General features: G+C 71.4%; 20 protein-coding genes. 7 read left to right on the forward strand and 13 right to left on the reverse strand.

The window, feature by feature from the left end; translation table 11 throughout:
- Window positions 1–88: 88 nt before the first annotated feature.
- The 9 genes from IE269_RS32305 to IE269_RS32345 all read right to left on the reverse strand — a co-directional run bounded on the left by IE269_RS32305 (window position 89) and on the right by IE269_RS32345 (window position 10,799).
- Window positions 89–1,702 carry an amidohydrolase family protein gene (locus IE269_RS32305; RefSeq protein WP_189826804.1) on the reverse strand — a complete coding sequence of 538 codons (1,614 nt, stop codon included), beginning with the start codon at window positions 1,700–1,702 and terminating at the stop codon, window positions 89–91.
- Between the two features lie 167 nt (window positions 1,703–1,869).
- Window positions 1,870–3,570: a type IV secretory system conjugative DNA transfer family protein gene (locus IE269_RS32310; RefSeq protein ID WP_229898398.1), complete on the reverse strand. Its 1,701-nt coding sequence runs from the start codon at window positions 3,568–3,570 to the stop codon at window positions 1,870–1,872.
- Window position 3,571: 1 nt separating this feature from the next.
- A complete protein-coding gene (locus IE269_RS32315) occupies window positions 3,572–5,002 on the reverse strand; it encodes an ATP-binding protein (protein WP_189826805.1) in 1,431 nt (476 codons plus the stop codon).
- 35 nt (window positions 5,003–5,037) lie between these two features.
- Window positions 5,038–6,588, reverse strand: a complete 1,551-nt coding sequence (locus tag IE269_RS32320) for an SCO6880 family protein (RefSeq protein WP_189826806.1) — start codon at window positions 6,586–6,588, stop codon at window positions 5,038–5,040.
- Window positions 6,585–7,973, reverse strand: coding sequence for a hypothetical protein (locus IE269_RS32325; RefSeq protein WP_189826807.1), 1,389 nt, complete (start codon window positions 7,971–7,973; stop codon window positions 6,585–6,587). The genes IE269_RS32320 and IE269_RS32325 overlap by 4 nt, the downstream gene beginning before the upstream one ends.
- On the reverse strand, window positions 7,963–8,802 hold the full coding sequence (locus IE269_RS32330; RefSeq protein ID WP_189826808.1) for a hypothetical protein: 840 nt from the start codon (window positions 8,800–8,802) through the stop codon (window positions 7,963–7,965). Before IE269_RS32330 ends, IE269_RS32325 begins: the two co-directional genes overlap by 11 nt.
- Window positions 8,803–9,006: 204 nt before the next feature.
- Complete coding sequence (locus IE269_RS32335) at window positions 9,007–9,315, reverse strand: hypothetical protein (protein WP_189826809.1); 309 nt, start codon at window positions 9,313–9,315, stop codon at window positions 9,007–9,009.
- A 303-nt stretch (window positions 9,316–9,618) separates the two neighbouring features.
- Window positions 9,619–10,206 carry a hypothetical protein gene (locus tag IE269_RS32340; protein WP_189826810.1) on the reverse strand — a complete coding sequence of 196 codons (588 nt, stop codon included), beginning with the start codon at window positions 10,204–10,206 and terminating at the stop codon, window positions 9,619–9,621.
- A 2-nt stretch (window positions 10,207–10,208) separates the two neighbouring features.
- Window positions 10,209–10,799, reverse strand: coding sequence for a zinc metalloprotease (locus IE269_RS32345; protein WP_189826811.1), 591 nt, complete (start codon window positions 10,797–10,799; stop codon window positions 10,209–10,211).
- Between the two features lie 171 nt (window positions 10,800–10,970).
- Between IE269_RS32345 and IE269_RS32350 the strand changes: the two genes are divergently transcribed.
- The 3 genes from IE269_RS32350 (at window position 10,971) to IE269_RS32360 (ending at window position 14,997) form a co-directional block, all read left to right on the forward strand.
- Window positions 10,971–12,164, forward strand: coding sequence for a hypothetical protein (locus IE269_RS32350; protein ID WP_189826812.1), 1,194 nt, complete (start codon window positions 10,971–10,973; stop codon window positions 12,162–12,164).
- A 785-nt stretch (window positions 12,165–12,949) separates the two neighbouring features.
- Window positions 12,950–13,966 carry a C40 family peptidase gene (locus IE269_RS32355; protein WP_308436995.1) on the forward strand — a complete coding sequence of 339 codons (1,017 nt, stop codon included), beginning with the start codon at window positions 12,950–12,952 and terminating at the stop codon, window positions 13,964–13,966.
- Window positions 13,967–14,262: 296 nt separating this feature from the next.
- Entirely contained in the window at window positions 14,263–14,997 is a 735-nt protein-coding gene (locus tag IE269_RS32360; RefSeq protein WP_189826813.1) for a phosphatase PAP2 family protein, read from the forward strand.
- A gap of 51 nt (window positions 14,998–15,048) precedes the next feature.
- Here IE269_RS32360 and IE269_RS32365 read toward each other — a convergent pair whose 3' ends face one another.
- Together IE269_RS32365 and IE269_RS32370 are read right to left on the reverse strand one after the other, a co-directional pair.
- Window positions 15,049–16,611 carry an FAD-binding oxidoreductase gene (locus IE269_RS32365; RefSeq protein ID WP_189826814.1) on the reverse strand — a complete coding sequence of 521 codons (1,563 nt, stop codon included), beginning with the start codon at window positions 16,609–16,611 and terminating at the stop codon, window positions 15,049–15,051.
- Between the two features lie 127 nt (window positions 16,612–16,738).
- Window positions 16,739–16,909, reverse strand: a complete 171-nt coding sequence (locus IE269_RS32370) for a hypothetical protein (RefSeq protein ID WP_189826815.1) — start codon at window positions 16,907–16,909, stop codon at window positions 16,739–16,741.
- Between the two features lie 83 nt (window positions 16,910–16,992).
- Between IE269_RS32370 and IE269_RS32375 the strand changes: the two genes are divergently transcribed.
- Window positions 16,993–17,805 carry an SCO4651 family lipoprotein gene (locus IE269_RS32375; protein WP_189826816.1) on the forward strand — a complete coding sequence of 271 codons (813 nt, stop codon included), beginning with the start codon at window positions 16,993–16,995 and terminating at the stop codon, window positions 17,803–17,805.
- Between the two features lie 170 nt (window positions 17,806–17,975).
- Entirely contained in the window at window positions 17,976–18,137 is a 162-nt protein-coding gene (locus IE269_RS32380) for a hypothetical protein (RefSeq protein WP_189827007.1), read from the forward strand.
- A gap of 124 nt (window positions 18,138–18,261) precedes the next feature.
- Here IE269_RS32380 and IE269_RS32385 read toward each other — a convergent pair whose 3' ends face one another.
- A complete protein-coding gene (locus IE269_RS32385) occupies window positions 18,262–18,618 on the reverse strand; it encodes a metal-sensitive transcriptional regulator (RefSeq protein WP_189826817.1) in 357 nt (118 codons plus the stop codon).
- 272 nt (window positions 18,619–18,890) lie between these two features.
- Between IE269_RS32385 and IE269_RS32390 the strand changes: the two genes are divergently transcribed.
- Window positions 18,891–19,511 carry a DUF47 domain-containing protein gene (locus tag IE269_RS32390; RefSeq protein ID WP_189826818.1) on the forward strand — a complete coding sequence of 207 codons (621 nt, stop codon included), beginning with the start codon at window positions 18,891–18,893 and terminating at the stop codon, window positions 19,509–19,511.
- A 5-nt stretch (window positions 19,512–19,516) separates the two neighbouring features.
- Complete coding sequence (locus IE269_RS32395; protein WP_189826819.1) at window positions 19,517–20,515, forward strand: inorganic phosphate transporter; 999 nt, start codon at window positions 19,517–19,519, stop codon at window positions 20,513–20,515.
- 328 nt (window positions 20,516–20,843) lie between these two features.
- Here IE269_RS32395 and pstB read toward each other — a convergent pair whose 3' ends face one another.
- Entirely contained in the window at window positions 20,844–21,620 is a 777-nt protein-coding gene (gene pstB / locus IE269_RS32400) for a phosphate ABC transporter ATP-binding protein PstB (RefSeq protein ID WP_189826820.1), read from the reverse strand.
- Window positions 21,621–21,623: the final 3 nt, after the last annotated feature.

A 21,623-nucleotide genomic window follows, 5' to 3' on the forward strand; every position in this document is an offset into this window, starting at 1 on the left:
GGGAGAGTAGGACGCCGCCGAACAATCATTGTGGAAATGCCCCGTACCGGGTTACCGGTACGGGGCATTTCTGCGTTCAGGGGTCGGGTCAGTGCGGGGCGTTGCAGGCGCAGCCCGGGGTGGGGGTGGCGAGGGTGCCGTTTTCGGGGGGTGTGCTTTCGGAGGCGGCTTTTTCGACGGCGGCCAGGAGGTGGGTGCGGTCGGTGGGGGAGAGGTAGTGGCCGGCGTTGACCACGGAGTGGATGTTGAGGGTGTGGCGGATGTTTGTGAGGGGGTTGGCGTTGAGTATCAGGAGGTCGGCGGGGCGGGAGGTGGGGAGGCGGAGCAGGTCGTGGGGGTGGGTGGTCGCGGTGGTGAGGACGTCGCGGGTGGGGAGGCCGGCTTCGGAGAGGAGGCGTAGTTCCTCGTGGAGGGAGAAGCCGGGGACGGCGTAACCGGTGCCCGTGTCCGTGCCGGCGGTCAGGCGGACACCGGCGCGGTGCATCTCGGAGACGAGGGTGAGGCGGTGTTCGTAGATGCGGCGGATGCGGGCGGTGTCCTCGGGGGTGCGGGAGCCGGTCATCGCTTCCCAGATGTACGGCCAGGAGGCGACCGTCCAGGCGGGGAGGTACTTCCAGTCCGGGGATGAGGTGGGGAGGTCGGCGATGCGTTCCAGGGAGTGGTGGACGGTGAGGGTGGGGGTCACGTAGGTGCCGTGCTCGGCGAGGGTGTCGAAGAGGCGGCGGGCGCGGCCCTTGTCGTACGAGCGCATGGCCTGCCATTCCAGGGGGTGGACCTGGCGGAACCAGCTGCCGTAACGGGACAGGCTGGACGGGTCGTTGGGGTCGATCCGGACCTTGGTGAGGGCCGCGCGGATCTCGCGTTCGCGGGAGGACGTCGCCGGGAGCATGGCGTGCAGGTGCTCGATGGAGCGTTGGCCGGAGGTGGCGGCGCGGGACATCGGGAGGGTGTCGGGGCAGTGGCCGGCGAAGGGGAGGTGCTGGCGCTTCGACTCGTCGGCGATGGCGTAGTACGACTCGGGCGAGAGGCGGGAGTAGACCTTCACGAAGTCGGCGCCCTCGCGCTTCACCTTGCGGACGGCGGCGCGGGCGGACTTCGCGTCGGCGACTTCGAGGACGGGCAGGCCGGTGTCGTTCGCCCAGATCGAGGGCGGGCCGTCGAGGATCGGGCTTGCGATGACGAAGCGGGGGCCGAGGAGGGTGCCCGCGGAGATCCTCCGGCGCCAGTCGTGGTGGAGGGGCTGGCCCCACATTTCGCGGACCGAGGTCACGCCCGTCAGGGGGAAGAGGGGCGGGGTGATGGCGTCGTCGCCGCTGGTGTGGATGTGGGACTCGGTCAGGCCGGGGATCACGTATTTGCCGGTCAGGTCGACGACGTGGGCGTGGGGTGGGGGCTCGAGCTGGGCGCTGGGGGCGTAGGTGGTGAGTCTGCCGTCGGTGATGAGGAGGGTGTGGTCGGGGAGGGGGCGGGAGTTCGGGGTGAGGAGGAGGGTGGCGTGGGTGAGGGCGAGGACGGAGGGGTTCGGGCGGGCGGCGGTGCTTGCGGACGCGGTCGCCGGGGTCCCCGCAGGCGCCGCGGAGGCGGCGGGTGCGAGGGCGAGGCCGGTCAGGGCGGCGGCGGTGCCGAGGGCCGCTGTGCCGAGGGCTTCGCGGCGGCTGGGGCCGGGTGTGGGCGCAGTTGTGGTGTGCGGGTGCTTGGGCATGGGTGGTCGCCTCTTCTGCCGGTGGTGGGTGCGTGACGAGCGGGTGCGTCCTTGAGGGGCGCGGTGGGACTCGTACGACTGTCGCCGGTACGGAGGCGGAAAGCTGTGGGTGTGAACGGTCTTTGTGGGGTGGATCCGGGTGCACCCCCGGGCGGGGGCACACCCCATCAACGCCCTTGTGGCCAGGCGGAGTTGAACTGTTCCTGGGAACGGAGCAGGGCCAGGGTCGGCAGACCTTGGCCCTGACCGGCCGTGAGGAGCTCCGGGAGCTGGGGAAGCGGAGCCACGGCCGCGACATCGTCCAGGACGAGCGTCATTGGTGGGTCGAGCCGACCGTCGGATGACCGTGCGGCCATGCGGCGGCCGTGCTCGACCACGTGTGAGGCGAGGGCGGTGAGCAACGGCATCGCGCCCGGCCCGCTGGGGCGGGTGCGGGGGTCCTCGATTGATTCACCGACCATGTAGAGCGTTCCCCCCTCGACCACAAATGATTCCAAGGTGAGCGAATCGGTTCGGTTTGGGGTGCAAGCCTCGCGGATGTGGATCGAGGAGAGGGCGGAGAATGCGCGCGTGGTGAGGTGCTGGGCCTGCTCGCGGCGTTCGGGGTAGGCCGTGAGGGCCGATTCGAGGAGGCCGGCGGCGCCGGAGCGGGCCTTGGGGTGGGTGCGGAGGATGCGTACGGCTTCGTGGGTGCCCGAGCCCTGGGCCCAGCGGAGCAGGTGCTTGAACGGGCGGCCGTCTATGGCGGCGGCGTGCAGCCAGCTGCTGAGGAGGGTTTCGGCGGTCTCGGCGAGGGCGGAGTCGGCCTGGGCGCGGGGGCGGACGGGGGCGAGCAGTGCTCGGGCGCGGGCGGTGGCGGTGGTGGGGTCTTCGCAGCCCGTGGTGGGGGACCAGTGGAGGCGGGAGGGGGTGTCGCAGCGGTGCTCGGGGTCGTAGAGGAGGACGGGGCCGAGTTTGGTGCGGGCGTCCTTGGTTTCCGACCAGAGGGTGGGGTCGGAGGTGAGGACGAGGGTGGGGCCGGGGGCGTCGAGGATGGCTTCGGTTGCCGTTGCTCGGTGGGTGGGGCGGTGGAGGAGGAGGCCCGTTGTGGGGGTACGGGGGGAGGGGGCCGGGGGTGTGGGGTGCGGGTCTTCCGGGGCGGGGCGGGGGGTGGTCAGGTGGGCGGTGGTGGTGGGTGCGGGGGGCTCGGGGTGGGCCGGGGCGGTGCCGGGCGTGGCCGGGGCGGGGGGTTCGGCTCCGCCGGGGGCCGCCCCCTTGCCCGCCCGTTCCGCCCCCGGGGTTCGGCCCAGCCGCCCAAGGGGGCTACCGGAGGCGTCCCGTTGCCCAAGGGGGCTGGCGGGAGCGGAGGCGTCTGGCTGGTCAAGGGGGCTGGCGGGGGCGTCCGTTGGGTGGAGGCGGGCCTCGCGGGTGCGGGCGCGGACCAGGCGCCAGCGGGTGTAGACGCCCAGGGTGAAGATGGTGAGGACGAGGAGGATGAGGAGCTGACTGATGAAGAGGCCCCAGAAGAGGCCGTAGCCGGAGAGTGAGGCAGGCGGGGTGGTGGGCCAGGCCGCTGCGATGTCGTGCGGGTCCGTGGCCAGGCGGCGCATCGCGGAGGGGGCGCTGAGGAAGGTGACCCGGCTCGGCCAGGAGCCGTGGGCGAAGAGGCCCGCCAGGCCCGTGGAGGTCCAGGTGAGCACCATCAGGCCCAGCAGCAGGCCGAAGAGTCCGAGGAGCAGGCCGTCCGGGATGCCGCCGGTGCCGCCGGGGGCCCCGCGCCGGCCCCGGCCGCCGTGTCCGGCGCGGGGCGGCCCGGAATCGTAACCCCGGCGCTCGGACTCGGAGTCGCGGCGGCCGTGTTCGTAACCCCGCTCGTACGAACCCGACATGTCAGGCGACCGTCGCGTCCGAGGATTCGACCTCGGCCATCTGCTGCTCGATGAGGGCCGCGCGCTGTTCCGCCTCCCAGTCGGCGGCGCGGGCGTCGTCGTTGAGGAAGGACTCCTCGGGGGTGGTGGAGGAGGACTCGGTCATGGCGCGGTCGGTGAAGACCAGGGGGCGTTCGGCCTCGGTGATCAGGTGTTTGACGACCTGGACGTTGCCGTTGACGTCCCAGACGGCGATGCCCGGGGTGAGGGTCGGGATGATTTCGACGGCCCAGCGGGGGAGGCCGAGGACCTTGCCGGTCGCTCTGGCCTCGTCGGCCTTCTGGGCGTAGATCGTGCGGGTGGAGGCCATCTTGAGGATGGCGGCGGCCTCGCGGGCGGCGGCTCCGTCGACGACGTCGGAGAGGTGGTGGACGACGGCGACGAAGGAGAGGCCGAGGCGCCGGCCGAACTTCAGGAGGCGCTGGAAGAGCTGGGCCACGAAAGGGGAGTTGATGATGTGCCAGGCTTCCTCGACCAGGAAGATGCGCTTCACGCGGTCCGGGCGGATCCAGGTGTGTTCCAGCCACACGCCGACGATCGCCATGAGGATCGGCATGGCGATGGAGTTGCGGTCGATGTGGGAGAGGTCGAAGACGATCAGCGGGGCGTCGAGGTCGATGCCGACCGTCGTCGGGCCGTCGAACATGCCGCGCAGGTCGCCGTCGACCAGGCGGTCCAGGACGAGCGCGACGTCCAGGCCCCAGGCGCGTACGTCGTCTATGTCGACGTTCATCGCCTCGGCGGACTCCGGCTCGGGGTGGCGGAGCTGCTCGACGATGTCGGTCAGGACGGGCTGGCGGTTGGTGATCGTCTCGTTGACGTAGGCGTGGGCGACCTTGAGGGCGAAGCCGGAGCGTTCGTCCAGGCCGTGGCCCATGGCGACTTCGATGATCGTACGGAGAAGGGCCAGCTGGCCGGTGGTGGTGATGGCGGGGTCGAGGGGGTTGAGCCGGATGCCGTCGTTGAGGGCGGCCATCGGGTCCAGGCGGATGGGGGTTATTCCCAGCTGCTGGGCGATGAGGTTCCACTCGCCGACGCCGTCCTCGCCCTGGGCGTCCAGGACGACGACCTGGCGGTCCTTGAACCTCAACTGCCTCAGTACGTACGTCTTTTCCAGGGCCGACTTGCCGTTTCCGGACTCGCCGAGGACCAGCCAGTGAGGGGCCGGGAGCTGCTGGCCGTACAGCTGGAAGGGGTCGTAGATGTAGCCCTTGCCGCTGTAGACCTCGCGGCCGATGATCACGCCGGAGTCGCCGAGGCCCGGGGCGGCGGTGGGGAGGTAGACCGCCTGGGCCTGGCCGGTGGAGGTGCGGACCGGGAGGCGGGTGGTCTCGACCTTGCCGAAGAGGAAGCTGGTGAAGGCATCCGTGGCTGCGGACAGCGGGTCTCGCATGGTCTGTCCTTTCCGGGGGACCGGGGGCTTGGCGGTTAGCGACGGATGCCGGTGGCGAAGGGGAGGGTGTTCACGAAGGCGCGGTGGTGCTCGCGGTCGCACCATTCGAGCTTCAGGTACGACTTTCCGGCGGAGGCGCGGATGGTGCGCTTGTCGCGGGCCAGCTCCTCGGGGTTGCGGGAGGAGACCGTGATGTAGCCGACGATGTTCACGCCCGCCGCACCGCTGGCGAGGTCCTCGCCGCGCTGGTCGAGGCGGCCGTGGGCGGCGATGTCGCGGGGGTCGACGGTGCGGTTCATCTTGGCGGCGCGGGAGGCGTCGGCCTCGTCGTTGGTCTTCTCGGTGAGCATCCGCTCGATGGCGACCTCGGTGGGTTCGAGGTCCATGCAGACGGCGACGGTGCGGATGACGTCCGGGGTGTGGACCAGGAGGGGCGCCAGGAAGTTGACGCCGACCGGGGTCATCGGCCACTCCTTGACCCACGCGGTGGCGTGGCACCAGGGCTCGCGGGTGAGGGACTCGCGGGTCTTGGCCTGGAGGTAGGTGGGCTCCACCGCGTCCAGTTCGGCGGGCCAGGCGTTGCGCTTGGTCATGGCCTGGATGTGGTCGATGGGGTGGTCCGGGTCGTACATCGAGTGGACCAGGGAGGAGAGCCGGCCCTGGCCGAGCGGCTGGCGCACCCGGATGTCGGCCTCCGCGAGGCGGGCGCAGATGTCGGTCAGCTCGCGGGCCATGACGATCGCGAGACCGGCGTCCTTGTCGAGCTTGCGCTGGCCCTTGGGGCGCGAGGCGCGGGCCATCGCGGCGCCCTCGGCGGCCAGTTCGCGGGTGTAGTGCATGCAGGCGACCAGGTAGGCGCGGTGCTGCTCGCTGGAGGTGGAGACCATCGACTGGAGCTGGTCGTACGAGTCGAGGAGCCAGTCGGGGGCTGTGTGGTCGCCGCGCTGGGCGACGTCCTTGGCGTGCGCGTCGGGGTCGGCGGGGAGCGTACGGGCGAGCATCTGGAGGCGGGTGACGAAGCCGTCGCCGTTGGCCACGTGCTTGAGCAGGGTGCCGAAACGGTCCACCAGGGCTTCCTGGTCCTCGCTGTCGCGCAGGCCGACGCCGGGGCCCTCGATCTCGATGGCGGCGGTGACGGTGCGCCGGTCGGCGTGGAGGAGTACGGCGATCTCGTCCGGGCCGAAGGGGGCGGCCAGCCAGTTGATGCGGCCGATGCCCGGGGGCGGGCCGATCTCGACCTCGCGGCCGTCGATGCGGGTGCCCGCGTCCACCGCCTGGGAGCGGTAGGCGGTGCCCTTGCGGAGGTTCCGCTTGTAACTCCGGTTGATCTCGAACCACTTGTAGAAGGTGCGGTGCTTGTACGGCACGTACACCGCCATGAGAGCGAGCAGCGGGAAGCCGACCAGCAGCATGATGCGCAGGGAGAGGGTGGGGACCAGGAGGCCGCACATCATGCCGACGAAGCCGCCCGCGATGATCAGGGCGATCTCGCCGGTCTCGCGGTTCTTGCCGACGATCGCGTTGGGCCGGGCCCGGCCGATGAGATACGTGCGGCGGGGCGTGATCGGGTGGGACTGGGTGGTCAACGCCCTCCCCCTCCTGAGTTCTTGCGGTGGCTGTGCGGGGAGTTGGACGTTCCCGTGTTGCCGGTACCGCGGTTGCTGTGGGTGCTGTTGCTACGGGCCGAGGGGGCTGCGGAGGGGATGGATCCGGTTCCGCCGGTGGTTCCGCTTGAGCCGCTGGAGGACGGGCCGGGGTTTCCCGTACGGGAACCGTGGGCGGTGACGCCGCTGGAGGCGGAGTTCGCGGCCTGGCGGGGGGCGGGGGCGCTGCCGCCGCCTCCACCGCCGCCGCCTCGGCTGCTGTGGGTCTTGATGCCCTGGGAGACGAGGTTGGCGGGGGAGGAGAGGACCGCGGAGGCGCGGGCGCCGTCGGTGACCTGCTTGCGGCTGGCGCTGGCGGCGGCGATGTCGTCGCCGAAGCCGGGCACGAAGCGGTAGATCATCGCGGAGGCGAAGATGGCCAGGAGAATGATCGCGAGGCCGGAGACCACGGCGGAGAAGGCGTTGGGGCCGTCGCCGCCGGACAGTGCCCCGGCGAGGCCGAGGACGATCACGATGACCGGTTTGACCAGGATGACGGCGATCATGATGCCGGCCCAGCGGCGGACGTGGCTCCAGAGGTTCTTGTCGACCAGGCCCGCGTAGACGACCGTGCCGAGGAGGGCGCCGACGTAGAGCAGGGCGGCGCGGATCACCAGTTCGAGCCAGAGGACGCCCGCGGCGAGGATCGTGACGAGGGCGACGACGATCAGCATGATCGGGCCGCCGCCGATGGAGTCGCGGTTCTTCAGCGCCTGGGCGAACGAGCCGAAGAAGACGTCGGTCTGGCCGCCGGACGCGGAGGCGATGACCTGGGTGACGCCGTCGGTGGCGGAGACGATCGTGTAGAGGATCAGCGGGGTGAAGGCGGAGGCCAGGACGGTCAGCCAGAGGAAGCCGATGGCCTCGGAGGTGGCGGTGGCCAGGGGGACGCCGCGCATGGCGCGCTTGGCCACCGCGAGGAGCCAGAGGACGAGGGTCAGGACGGTGGAGGCGGCGAAGACGACGGCGTACTGCTGGAGGAACTTGGGGTTGGTGAAGTCGACGTTGGCCGTCGACTTCACGGCCTCGCTGAGCTTGCCGACGATCCAGGCGGCGGCGTCGGCGCAGCCCTTCGCCAGGGAGGCGAGGGGGTCCATGGTGTCGGTGGTGCCGGGGGTGGGGGCGGCGGGGGTGCTTCCGGCGGGGGCGCTGCCCTTCTGGCAGTAGTCCCGTGCGGGCCCGGAGATGGCCTCGCAGGGATCGCTGCTGCCGCTGGGGGTCGGCGTGGGAGTGGGGGCGGCGAAGGCGCGCGCCGACAGCAGCACTGCGGCTGTCTGGAGGGCCGCCAGAGTTCCGGCGACGGTACGCACTCGAGGGCTACCGGGCATACGTGAACCCTCCGAACTTTGTGACCGCGTCTGCGATCTCCTCGGATTTGGACGCCGGGTTGTCGGCCGTGAGCGGGGTGGGCCCGGTCTTCTGGCTGGTCTCCAGGACCTTCCAGTCCGAGCCGTTCCACTTGAGCTTCACGGTCAGCGTGAACCAGCCGCTCGTCACCGGCTTCGTGGACTTGTCCCCGGCCAGGCCGAAGAGGCCCATGCACCAGACGTCCACGGAGGCGCTGTCCGCCGAGTAGGTGGTGGCCTTCGTGCCGGAAGGGATGGTCCGGTTGACGAAGGTCAGGCCGGCGGGTGCCGCACCGTTCTCGTCGAGACCGATCTGCTTGAGGAAGGCTGCGGAGTAGTCGGCGTCGAAGCCGCCCTGGAGCTTGTCCACCGCACTGGCGTCCGCGACGGTCTGCACGATCCCGTGCCGACGGCCCGCGTTGAACATGCCGTCCGAGCCGAGGACCGTCGCGTAGTTGGCGGCGGCGCTCTCCGCTCCCTGCTGGGTCCTCGGGAAGCCCGAGGGGATGCCGCCCTTCTCACCTTCGACGGGCTTCACCCCCGAAGCAGCAGTGGAGCTCGACTCCGGTCGGCTCCCTTGCCCCCCCTGGGTGGACCCGTCCCCCGACCCCCGGTTGACGAACGCGATCGCCGCCACCAGCAGCACCACCACGCCCACCACCGTCACCGTCGACCGCGACGCCCTCATCCGGGGGGAGCGCGGCCGGGCCGAGCCCGCGTCGTCCGGCATGCGGGTACGCGTCTGGCGGGTGCCGCCCATCGTCGTATAGGGGTCGTCCGTTCCCCTTCGCTCGTCGTCACCGCGGTTCATGCCGCGTACGCCCCCTCAGCCATTCGCCGTCCCACGTCCGTCCCGCCGCATCCGCACACGTATGCGGTGGCATACCTCTTAGACGGTAGCGGTGCCGCTTCCCGCGTGGGCGCGGTGTGGTGACTCGTCAGTTGAGTCGGCATCAGAGAACGCAACCTCGGGGGGAGTTCCGGGCACGCCCGGTGAGGACTGGGGGAGAGGTGGCTAGACGGCCATGCCGTACACGATGGTGAACAGCGTGCCGAGCGAGCCGATGATGAAGACGCCGGTCAGGCCCGCGACGATGAGGCCCTTGCCCTGTTCCGCGCTGAACGTGTCGCGCAGCGCCGTCGCGCCGATCCGCTGCTTGGCCGCGCCCCAGATGGCGATGCCGAGGCACAGCAGGATGGCCACGGCCATGACGACCTCGACCATGATGCGGGCCTCGTTGCCGAGATTTCCGAACGGCCCCCAGTTAGGCGCGATTCCGCCGATGATGGTGGTGATGTCGCCCTTTTCGGCTGCCAGGATCATTAAGTCACCGCCCCTGTCGGGTAGTTCGCACTCCTGCCGGACGGCAGAGAGCATCGCCCTATCTTCGCTGATGAAACCGCCCCGGTATGTCGACTTGGCGGCTCTCTTTACCGGACTTCCGCACGTGTGTCCGGTCCCACCGCTCTGACCTGCGGTGCGGAGGGGGTGGGGCCGGTGTCGGGCGAAAAGCCGTATGGTCACTCTGTGTATCACGGGGGGTGACTCCGGGCAATGACTGGCGTTGTGCACCCTGGCTCTGTTACGTCCGGCCGAGGCGTGCGCTCCCTTGCGCCCGCGCTGCGTCTACGCGCGCGGGCTCTGCATCGGTCGGGCGGAGGGAGATGTTCCGGTTGCCGGAGTCAGGGGCTGCTTCGTCACGTCGACCTGGTGGGCCACCGCCCACAGCCACCGTTCCGCCACCGTCAGCCCCCGGCCCGCGCCGCCCGCCGCCCGGTCCGTCGCGCGGCCCGCCGCCGCGCCCAGGTCGGGGGCGGGGTGCGGCTTCGTACCGCTGAGGACGGCGTGCCCGGCTCCGCCGTCCCAGGCTGCGGTCGCGAAGACGTAGCTCTCGCCGGGGGTCAAGGGGGCGTCCTCGCCGGGACTCTGAGTGACCGTCACCACTCCGGTGAGGCGGCCCTTGAAGTTCCGGTCGACGCGGACCTCGTACAGCTCCTGTTCCAGCCCTCCGAGTGAGCGGTGGCCGGTCCTCCGGATGACACCGGCGTGGAACACGTTCTCGGCCGACCCGGCGACCTCGCGGAGGTCGGTGGGGTCGTAGAGGGTGAGGGATTCCACGCTGCTCGGCTGCGGGGCGTACGAGGTGTACGTGGCCCAGCCGGACGCGGCGAGGACGAGGGCGGCGGCCGCCCCGAGCCGTACGCGATGACGCATCGTCAGCCCCACAGACTGCGGTAGTTGGTGACGTCCTGGCGGGTCGGGCGGCCGTCGGCGGGGAGGTCGGTGACGCCGCGTTCCATGAGGGTGAAGTACCAGTTCAGGGACTTGTGGCAGAAGCCGAGGGCGTGGCCCAGTTCGTGGGCGGCGACGATGCGGCGCCAGCGGGTGGCTCCGTAGCGGCGGCCGTCGGCGAGGTAGGCGTCGTTCATGAAGACGACGTCCGTGCCGGGCCGCCCGCTCCACGCGGCCCCGGTGTTGTGCCACTTGCCGTCGGTGCGGTCGGTGTCTGTCCACTCCAGATCGGCGTACGAGAAGGGGTCGTCCGGCCGGAACGTCACCCGGCCGAGGCCGCGCCCCCGCTCCGTCCACGCGCGCACGGCGTGCCGTCGGGCGTCGTCGTACGCCGTCGAGTCCTCCCAGGTGATCTCGCGGCCGTCGACCGAGGAGTCGCCGCGGGAGTCGACGCCGTCGGTGCAGCGGGCCGGGGCGGCGGCCCGCTGGGGCAGGGCGTGCGCCGGGTTGGCGAGGGCTACGGCGAGTGCGGTGGCGGCGAGGAGGGTGGCCAGGGGGTGGCGGGCCGGAGTCATGTGCCCACTGTGGGGCGTGGTCCGGGCGTGCTCCGGGCGCGACATGCGGCGGCCCGGTCCGGTCTCCGTACAGCGGCCCGGTCCGGGCACGGCCTGCGGCGGGCGGTCCCGCGCCGTCCCCGCCTCGAACGCATGTGCCTTCCGGCCCCGGCCCGCGCGATAGTGTCCACCATGTCCGAGACCCAGGTGCCCCCCAGAGCCCGGACGAACGAGCCGGACCCGGCCCCCGGCCCCGTGTCCCGCCCGTTCGTCGCCCCGCTGCGGTACGCGGCACCCGCGCTGCTCGGTTACGTCGCCGTACGGCTCACCGGCCTGGCGATCCTCCTCGTCACCGCGTCCGCGCAGGGCAAGGACGGCCTGCTCCGTCTGTACGGGCGCTGGGACTCCCTCTGGTACCAGCGCATCGCCGAGCACGGTTACGGGCTCACGGTCACGCTGCCCGACGGCACCGTCCACTCCGACCTCGCCTTCTTCCCGCTGCTCCCGGCGCTGGAGCGGGCCCTGCACGCCCTCGTCCCGCCGCTCGACCTCGCCGGCGCGGGGCTGGCCGTCTCGTGGGTGGCCTCCGTGGCCGCCGCGTGGGGGATCTTCGCGGTCGGGGCGCGGCTGTACGGGCGCCGGGCGGGCGTGCTGCTGGCGGTGCTGTGGGGGGCGTACCCGACGGCCTTCGTGCAGTCCATGGCGTACACCGAGACACTCTTCACCGCGCTGGCGGCCTGGTCCCTGTACGCGGTCCTGCGCGACCGGTGGGTGTCGGCGGGCCTGCTCGCGGTGGGCGCGGGACTGACCCGGCCGGTGGCGGCGGCGCTGATCGCGGCGATCGGGATCGCGGGCCTGTGGCGGCTGTTCGTGACGCGGGACGCCGGGGTGCGTCCCGGCCGGGTGGTCGCCGGGGTGCTGCTGGCGCCGCTGGGCTGGCTCTCGTACGTCGTCTTCGTGGCCGTACGGGAAGGGGACCCGCTCGCGTACTTCGAGGTGCAGGCGGGGTGGGACAACCGGGTGGACGGCGGGGTGGCGCTGGCCCGCTTCGTCGGGGAGCAGTTCGGCGCGAACGTCCTCGCGGGCCTCGGCCTGTGTGCGGCCTTCGCGGTGCTGGGCTGGGCGCTGTGGGCGGCCCTGCGGCTGCGGCCCGCGCTGCCGGTGGCGGTCTACGGGGTGGCGGTCGTCGTCATCTCGCTGATCGGGTCGGGGTACTTCGGGTCCAGGCCGCGCCTGATGATGCCGTCGTTCTTGCTGCTGCTGGGGCCGGCGGTGGCGCTGGCGGGGGTGCGGCGGAAGTGGGTCGCGGTGGTTGTGGTGGGGGCGGCGGGGGTGGCGTCGGGGGTGTACGGGGCGGTGGCGCTGTTGGGGGCGGGGCCGCCGTAGGGGTGGGCGGGGTGAGGGCGGGCCCTGGGGGCCCGGACTCCTTGGGGTGAGCCCCCTCGCCCCCTTGGGCTGCGCCCCCTTCCCTCTCCCTAGCCCCCTTGGGCGGCGGGGCCGCCCCCCGGGGGCGGGACGGGCGGGCAAGGGGGCGGCCCCCTCGCTCCGGGCCCGCCCCGGCACCGGCCCCTGCCCGCACCTTGGGTGCCGGGTGCGCGCAGCCCCGGGGCNCCTGCCCGCACCTTGGGTGCCGGGTGCGCGCAGCCCCGGGGCCCTCGGGGCGCCTCCCAGCACCGGGCAGGTCAAGCACCGGCCCGCCGGGCCAAAGGGTCCCCAGCCCCGCCCCTTCACCTAAACCCTGCGGGGCAGTTGGAGGGTTCCGTGCGGGTGAGTGGGTGGCTGGTCGCGCAGTTCCCCGCGCCCCTGAAGGGGCGCGGTGGTGGGGCGGGCCCGTACGAGCAGGGCGCGCTCGCGCGGCGGCAGCCGCACGTCGGTACAGCCCCGCGCCCCTGAAGGGGCACGGACAAGCGGCCCGTACGGGAAGGGCGCGCCCGCGCGGCGGCAGCCGCACATCGGTGCAGCCCCGCGCCCCCGAAGGGGCACGGATGAGCGCCCCCGGCACGGGAAGGGTGCGCCCGCGTGGCGGAGCCGCGAGTGCGGTACGGGACCGTGCCCCCGGCGGGGTGCGGAGGAGCCGTGAGACCCCTGTGCGCCGTTGCGGGAGCGGGGAGACCGACACGACCTTGGGGAGAACCGTCGTGAAGCGGGCCCCGATGGGGGAGGGTTGGTGGGTGCGCAAAGTCTGGGTGGTGAGCGGGGCCGGGGCCGGGATCATGCTGGCCTTCGTCGTGTTGCTCGTCGTCGGTACGTTCTCGGCGGCGGCCGGGGTCGCCGGTCTCGGCGGGGCCGGCGGGCGGGCCGTCGGGCTCGCCAAGGGGGCCGTGCCCGCGCTCTACCAGCCGTTGGTGCAGAAGTGGGGGAACCTCTGCCCGGCGATCAACCCGGCGCTGCTGGCCGCCCAGCTCTACCAGGAGAGCGGGTTCAACCCGACTGTCGTGAGTCCGGCGAAGGCACAGGGCATCGCGCAGTTCATCCCGGGGACCTGGGCCACGCACGGGATCGACGGCGACGGCGACGGCGACCGGGACGTCTGGGACCCGAAGGACGCCATTCCGTCGGCCGCCTCGTACGACTGCGAATTGGCCGGATACGTCAAGAAGGCGCCCGGCGACCCGACGGACAACATGCTCGCGGCGTACAACGCGGGCGCGTACGCGGTGATCAAGTACGGCGGGGTTCCTCCGTACAAGGAGACGAAGAACTACGTCAAGATCATCCGCTCGCTGGAGCAGAGCTTCGCCAAGCCGATCGGCCGGGTCGCACCCTCGCGGGCGGCGGCCGTCGCGATCAACTACGCGCAGAGCAAGCTGGGGACGCCGTACCTGTGGGGCGGCAACGGGACGCCCGACCAGCAGGGGCGGTTCGACTGTTCCGGGCTTACGCAGGCCGCGTACCGGACCGTCGACATCGAGCTGCCGCGTGTGGCGAACGACCAGTACAACGCAGGACCGCACCCCTCCCGGGACGAACTGCTCCCCGGCGACCTGGTGTTCTTCAGCGACGATCTGACCAACTCGCGGAAGATCCGGCACGTGGGGATTTATGTGGGTGGCGGGTACATGATCAACGCCCCGTTCACGGGGGCCGTCATCCGCTTCGACAAGATCGACACGGACGACTACTTCGGGGCGACCCGGGTGACCGCCGACGGTGCGAAGGCGCTGCCGAAGGTGCCGCCGGAAGCGTGACGGAGCGTCGGATCTGGCCGGAACTCTCTGTGACGACTCGGCCCTGAGCTGGGACGATGAGTCTCTCTTCGATAACGTCATGGTGATCGTTCGGTGGAGAGTGGAACCTCGGGGCGCCGCAGGGCGTTCCCTGGACGCGACGACTGTGATGTCCATGTGCGGTCGATGCGCTGTCGACTTCGGGATGTCGACTTCGGGATGAACTGTCACGGGGGTGATGGGCCCGCCGCGCACAACGAAGTGCGCGGTCCGGGAGACGTGCGACTGCGACACAGCAAGGGCAAGGGGCCGTGCAGATGGCTGGACTCTCGATGGACGGGTCGAACCCCGATGTCAGCCTGCTCTACGACATCAACGGCATCGCCGTCGACGCACCCGGCTGGGCCGACCGCGTCGTGGGGTTCGTCGGGGAGTACGGAATCCTGCTCGGGCTCGTCCTGGTCGCCGTGTGGTGCTGGTGGCGCGGTCGCAGCCGTGGCAGTGCCGAGGACTCGGTGGCGTCGGCCGCCGCGATCGTGTGGGCGCCGCTGGCTGCCGGGATCGCGCTGCTGATCAACATTCCGATCCGGGGGTTCGTGGAACGGCCGAGGCCGTTCCTGGAGCACAAGGGGCTTGAGGTCCTGGTCGAGGGGAAGACCGACTTCTCCTTCGTGAGCGATCACGCCACGCTGGCCATGGCGATCGCCATCGGTGTGTTCATGGCGAACCGGAAGTGGGGTCTGCTCGGCATCGGACTCGCCTTCGCGGAGGGCTTCTGCCGGGTCTACATGGGGGTGCACTACCCGTCGGACGTGATCGGCGGCTTCGCGCTCGGCACGGCCGTCACGCTGCTGCTGGCCCCGCTCGCGCTGATGGTGCTGACGCCCGTGGTGGGGCTGATGTCCCGCTGGGGGGCCACGAGTTCTCTCGTACGGTCGAGGGCCGCGCGGGAGCGGGACGCCGAGCGGCGGGCCGCCGCGCTGGCCGGTCAGGCGCGCGCGGCGGCGGAGGCGCGTCGGGACGGGAGCGGGTTCAACGGGCTTGCCGCATAAGCCTGTTGAGGCTGCCAAGGCTGCCAAGGCTGTGAGGGCTGTTGAGGTTTTTTACAGCGCCTGGGGGAAGTCGAAGAGGCGGTCCGGGTCGTAGCGGGCCTTCAGCCTGGTCAGGCGGTCGGTGGCGTCGCCGAAGTAGGCGCGGCGCCAGTCGGGGAGCGTGGCGTCCGGGTAGTTCTGGTAGGCGAAGCCCGACGCGTGCCTGCGCAGGGCGTCATGAGTGGTCGTCAGCCACTCCTGCTGGGCGTCTCCCGGCAGGCCGGGCCGCCAGGACGCCGTGTACTGGGCCAGCATCCGCATGTTCCGGTGGACGAACGCGGTGGCCTGCGGCGCCACCCGGTTCACCGCCCCGCCGAGCGCGGTGAGGGTGACGGTGCCGCCACCGCCGCCCTGGGCGGCCGTGATGCGGGTGAAGCGTTCGACGGCGGCGAGCAGGGCCCGTACCCCCGCCTGGTCCAGGGACTTGGCGAAGAAGGCGGAACGGGAGCCGTAGTTCTCCCGGTTCAGCACCCCGCCCGGATCGCGGCCCGGGGTCTTGCCGGGGAGGTGGCACTGGGCCTCGGAGAGGTCGGCGCAGCCCGCGTACTGGAGCATCGCCTCCAGGTACGGCTTGGTGCGCAGGGTGGTGGAGCGCGGGGGGCCGGCCTTCGCGGCGAGGCGGTCGACGGCGTTCGCGAGGCCGGCGCGGGAGCCGAGGGAGAACGCGGCGACGTTCACGGTCGGGTTGCCGCCGCCCGCGCCCGCCGCGAAGTGGGCGGAGGACCAGATCTCGTCGGGCTGGTCGGGACCCCACTCCTGCCAGGCGGCGAGCACGGCCGCCGCCTTCGACCAGGGCCAGGTGAGGTAGCCGGTGACGGCCTCGGGCGCCGGGTGCGTACGGAATTCGAGCCCGGTGACGACCCCGAACTGCCCGTTGCCCGCGCCGCGCAGGGCCCAGAAGAGGTCGGCGTTCTCGGTGTCGGTGCAGCGCAGGGTCCTGCCGTCGGCCGTGACGAGGGTCGCGGCGGTGAGGCTGTCGCAGGTCAGCCCGTACGCACGCGAGACGACGCCGTGCCCGCCGCCGAGGACGAGACCGGACAGGCCGACGGTGGGGCAGGAACCGCCGGGGACGGTGCGGCGGGCGGCGGTGGCGAGGGTGCGGTAGACGTGGACGAGCTTGGCGCCCGCGCCGATGGCGGCGGTGGTGGAGGTGTGGGTGATCGCGGTCAGCTTCGACACGTCGACGACGAGGCGGCCCGTGCCGCTGGACCAACCGGTGTACGCGTGACCGCCGTTGCGGATGGAGACCGGGGTGTTGGTCGCGCGGGCGAACGCGAGGGCCTCGCGGACGTCGGCCTCGTGCGCCACATAGGCGACGGCGGCCGGGCGCAGGTCGTCGAAGCGCGGGTTGTAGAGCTGGCGGGCGGTGGGGTAGTCGGCGTCCTGGGGACGGACGAGGCGGCCTTCGAGGGTACGGGCGAGGGCGGGCCAGTCCGTGGCGGTGGGCTTCTTCGGGGTGGGCTTCGCCGGTGCCGGGGACTTCGGGGCGGGCGGGTCGTCCGGCTTGTCGCAGGCCGTGGCGAGGGCGGCGACGCCGGTCGCGGCGAGGAGGGTACGGCGGCGGGGCAGGGTCATACGGGCCTCCCGGGGCGGGTGGGGCGGCGGCCCGGGACGGGGTACGGATGGGCGTTGCCGCTGCGCGGGGCGTATTGCCCGGCGGGGGGCGGAGCTAAACCGGGGCCGCTCGCCCGTGCCCCGGCCTTCAGGACCCCGACGTGTGTTCCGCCGCGTCGGTCCTCGCCTTGTCGCGGCTGCGCCGCGCCGGGCCGCGCCAGCCGCAGGGGCAGTGGGCGTACGTGAAGGAGCCGCGTTCCGTGGTGGTGGGGGTGTGGGGGGTGGTGGGGGCCGGCCGGGGGGCTTCGTTCTCGGGCACGGGTCCACGGTACGGCGTGACGAAGTTCCCCCGGCACTCGTTAGGCGGGGCGAGCAGGAGGCTCGTACTCCGGAGGCAGACGGATGGACAGGGTGAGCGGGGGCGCGGCTGCGCTGGCCGTCGTGGTGGGGCTGGTGGGGACCTGCGCCGGGTGCGGCGGGAGCGGGGCCGCCGCCGAGGACCGGAAGGGCGCCGACCCGGGGAGAGCGGTCAGAGGGGCCGCGGAGGTCGTGCTGCGGGCGGGCAGCGCGGGGGCGGTGCGGACCGGGATGGAGATGGCCGCCGGGGGGACGCGGGTGACGATCCGGGGCGAGGGCGTCTACGACTTCCGGGGGAGCCGGGGGCAGTTGAAGGTGCTGCTGCCGACCGGTCCGGAGGGCAAGCAGGAACACCGGCCGATCGTGGAGGTGTTCGTTCCGGGGGCGCTGTTCATGAAGAACCGGGGCGCCGGAGTGCCCGCCGACAAGTGGGTGCGGGTGGACACGGCCGGCCTCGCCGACGGGAACCTGGTGACCGGTGGGGCGACCGATCCGCTCGCCGCCGTGGAACTGCTGCGCGGGGCGCGGGACGTGACGTACGTGGGCGAAGAGCCGGGCGGGGTGCGGCACTACCGGGGCACGGCCGATCTCGCCGTCGCGTCGAAGGTCGCCTCGCCGCAGGTCAGGGGGCCGCTCGGGGCGGCGGCGAAAGGGTTCTCCAGCACGGGGGTGCCGTTCGACGCGTACCTCGACGAGGTGGGGCGGGTGCGCAAGGTGCGCCACCGGTTCAGCTTCGTGAACGCCGGGAAGGCGGTCGAGGTGGCCTCCACCGTCACGCTCGACGGGTACGGCAGACCGGTGCGGGTGCTCACCCCGCCGGCCGGTGACATCTACACCGGGAAGATCCGCAGGCAGTAGCGCGCCGGTGGTGAGCGGCGGGCCGCCCCCGTGGTCCCGGCGCGCCCCGGCGCATGGCGAGGGCGGGTGGGGGTGAAATGGCCCGTCCGTGCCATGCGCGGTGAGTGCCGTCCTCCCTACGCTAGGGAGTCGGCCCGCGGCGACAACGAGGTCGGGAAGAGGTGATGCAAGTGGTTCCGATGCGTGGTGCGGCCGTACAGGACCGCGTCGCCCTCGCCGAGATCGAGCTGTGCGGCGAGTTGATGATCGCGGCGTCCTCCGTGGACGGCGACCGGCTCAGTCCGGACCGCATCGACGAGGTGCTGATGGTCGCGGCGAAGGAGTTCGAATAGGCCGGGACGCGTGCGTGCGTTCCGGTACGGAAGGAGGGGGAGGCGACACCGGTCGCCTCCCCCTCCTCGTACGCGTCAGGAGCTCTTCGTACCGCTCCGTCCGCTGTCGTACGGGCGAGAACAATCACGTCCGCAGCATGCGGGCGATCGCCTTCGTCGCCTCCTCGACCTTCTCGTCGATCTCCGCGCCGCCCTTGACCGCCGCGTCCGCGACGCAGTGCCGCAGGTGCTCCTCCAGGAGCTGGAGGGCGAAGGACTGGAGCGCCTTCGTGGAGGCCGAGACCTGGGTGAGTATGTCGATGCAGTAGACGTCCTCGTCGACCAGGCGCTGGAGCCCGCGGATCTGGCCCTCGATCCGGCGCAGGCGCTTGAGGTGCTCGTCCTTCTGCTTGTGGTAGCCGTGCGTGGCAGGGGCTTCGGAGGCCTCGGTGGAGGGCGCGTCCGTCGTGGTCACGCCGGCCGCCTCTTCGGTGGTCGTCATCGCGTCCTCCTGGGACAAGGGAGGAGGGGCATATACGGGATCGCATACCCCTCGTGGGTATATTCTACGGGATTTCGCCCGGGTGCGGCGGGGGTGCTGCGGCGTCGCGCACGGGGTCCCGCCGGGGTGTGCACGGGGCCCGACCCCGCTGCTCGGGGGCCGCTGCCCGCCACTCTGCCCGATGGGCGACACTGAGGAACGCCGGTTAGCCGTGGCCGGATGATGCGCCTAGCATCAGCCTGACCGAATCCAATGCACCCCGAGGACCCCACGTGCGCTTTCGTCTGACCCCCCGGGAGACGAGCTTCTACGACATGTTCTCCGCATCCGCGGACAACATCGTCACGGGCTCCAAGCTCCTCATGGAACTGCTCGGAGCGGACTCCTCCGCCCGGGCCGAGATCGCGGAGCGGATGCGGGCAGCGGAGCACGCGGGCGACGACGCCACTCACGCGATCTTCCACCAGCTCAACTCCTCCTTCATCACGCCGTTCGACCGCGAGGACATCTACAACCTCGCGTCGTCGCTCGACGACATCATGGACTTCATGGAGGAGGCCGTCGACCTGGTGGTCCTCTACAACGTCGAGGAACTGCCCAAGGGCGTCGAGCAGCAGATCGAGGTCCTGGCCCGCGCGGCCGAGCTGACCGCCGAGGCGATGCCCGGTCTCCGTACGATGAGCAACCTCACCGAGTACTGGATCGAGGTCAACCGGCTGGAGAACCAGGCGGACCAGATCCACCGCAAGCTGCTCGCCCACCTCTTCAACGGCAAGTACGACGCCATGGAGGTGCTGAAGCTGAAGCAGATCGTGGATGTGCTGGAAGAGGCGGCCGACGCCTTCGAGCACGTGGCGAACACGGTGGAGACCATCGCCGTCAAGGAGTCCTGAGCTTCGTGGACACCTTTGCGCTGATCGTGACCATCGGAGTCGCGCTCGGTTTCACGTATACGAACGGCTTTCACGACTCGGCGAACGCCATTGCGACGTCTGTTTCGACGCGTGCGCTGACGCCGAGGGCCGCGCTGGCCATGGCCGCGGTCATGAACCTCGCGGGTGCCTTCCTCGGACAGGGCGTCGCCAAGACGGTCAGCGAGGGGCTCATCGAGACCCCGCACGGGCAGAAGGGCATGGCGATCCTCTTCGCCGCGCTGCTCGGTGCGGTCGTCTGGAACCTCGTGACCTGGTACTTCGGCCTGCCGTCGTCCTCGTCGCACGCACTGTTCGGCGGCATGGTCGGTGCCGCGCTGGCCGGGGGCACGGAGGTGATCTGGGGCGGTGTGCTGTCCAAGGTCGTCATCCCGATGTTCCTGTCGCCGGTGATCGGCCTCGTGATCGGCTACCTGGTGATGGTCGCGATCATGTGGATGTTCCGTAAGGCCAACCCGCACAAGGCGAAGCGGGGCTTCCGCATCGCCCAGACGGTCTCGGCGGCGGGCATGGCGCTCGGCCACGGCCTCCAGGACGCGCAGAAGACCATGGGCATTGTGGTCATGGCGCTGGTGATCGCGGATGTGGAGGGGCAGGACGATGCCATTCCGATCTGGGTCAAGATCGCGTGTGCGGTGACGCTGTCGCTCGGTACGTACGCGGGCGGCTGGCGCATCATGCGGACGCTGGGGCGGCGGATCATCGAGCTGGACCCGCCGCAGGGGTTCGCGGCGGAGACCACGGCGGCTTCTGTGATGTACACGGCCTCGTTTATGTTCCACGCGCCGATCTCGACGACGCACGTGATCACCTCGGCGATCATGGGTGTCGGGTCGACCAAGGGGTCGCGGGCGGTCCGGTGGGGGGTCGCGAAGAACATCGTCATGGGGTGGTTCATCACGATGCCGGCGGCGGCGATTGTGGCGGCGGTCGGGTTCTGGGCGGTTCAGCTCGTGTTTGGCTGAGGGCTTTTGCCTTCTTTGTGCGGTTTTGGGCCCGCTCCCGGCATCCTCTTGGTGCTGGGGGCGGGCCCTTTCGTGTGGCCGCAGCCGGTGTCGGGGTTGCCGGGGGCGCTGCCCCCGGACCCCCGTTTTCGCCCCGGTCCCGCCCCTTCACCTAAAGCGCTCGGCCGCGCGGCTGGGTGGGGGGCTGGCGTTTTGCGCAGTTCCCCGCGCCCCTGAAGGGGCACGTACTTCGCCCCGCCGGGATCGAGGTCCCGGCGGGGCGAAGGGGGCTCGCGGTGGCACCGCCATGCAGCACCGCGAGGTTCAGGGGGGCAGGGCCCGGAATGGCCTAGCCGAAGCGGCCGGAGATGTAGTCCTCGGTGGCCTGGACGGAGGGGTTGGAGAAGATGCGTTCCGTCTCGTCGATCTCGATGAGCTTGCCGGGCTGACCGACCGCCGCCAGGTTGAAGAAGGCGGTGCGGTCGGAGACGCGGGCGGCCTGCTGCATGTTGTGCGTCACGATGACGATCGTGAAGCGCTCCTTCAGCTCCCCGATCAGGTCCTCGATGGCGAGGGTGGAGATCGGGTCGAGGGCGGAGCACGGCTCGTCCATGAGCAGGACCTGCGGCTCGACCGCGATGGCGCGGGCGATGCACAGGCGCTGCTGCTGGCCGCCGGAGAGGCCGGAGCCCGGCTTGTTGAGGCGGTCCTTGACCTCGTTCCAGAGGTTGGCGCCCTTCAGGGACTTCTCGACGATGTCGGCGAGTTCCGACTTCTTGTAGGAGCCGTTCAGGCGCAGGCCCGCCGCCACGTTGTCGAAGATCGACATGGTGGGGAAGGGGTTGGGGCGCTGGAAGACCATGCCGACGGTGCGGCGCACCGAGACGGGGTCGACGTTGGAGGCGTACAGGTTCTCGTCGTCGAGCAGGACCTTGCCCTCGACGCGGCCGCCGGGGGTGACCTCGTGCATGCGGTTGAGGGTGCGCAGGAAGGTCGACTTTCCGCAGCCGGAGGGGCCGATGAAGGCCGTGACGGAGCGGGGCTCGACGGTCATCGAGATGTCGTCGATTGCCTTGTGGGTGCCGTAGAAGGCCGAGAGGCCGGAGACGTCGATTCGCTTAGCCATGAT

The sequence above is a fragment of the Streptomyces spiroverticillatus genome (assembly GCA_014650415.1).
Lineage (GTDB): Bacteria > Actinomycetota > Actinomycetes > Streptomycetales > Streptomycetaceae > Streptomyces > Streptomyces spiroverticillatus.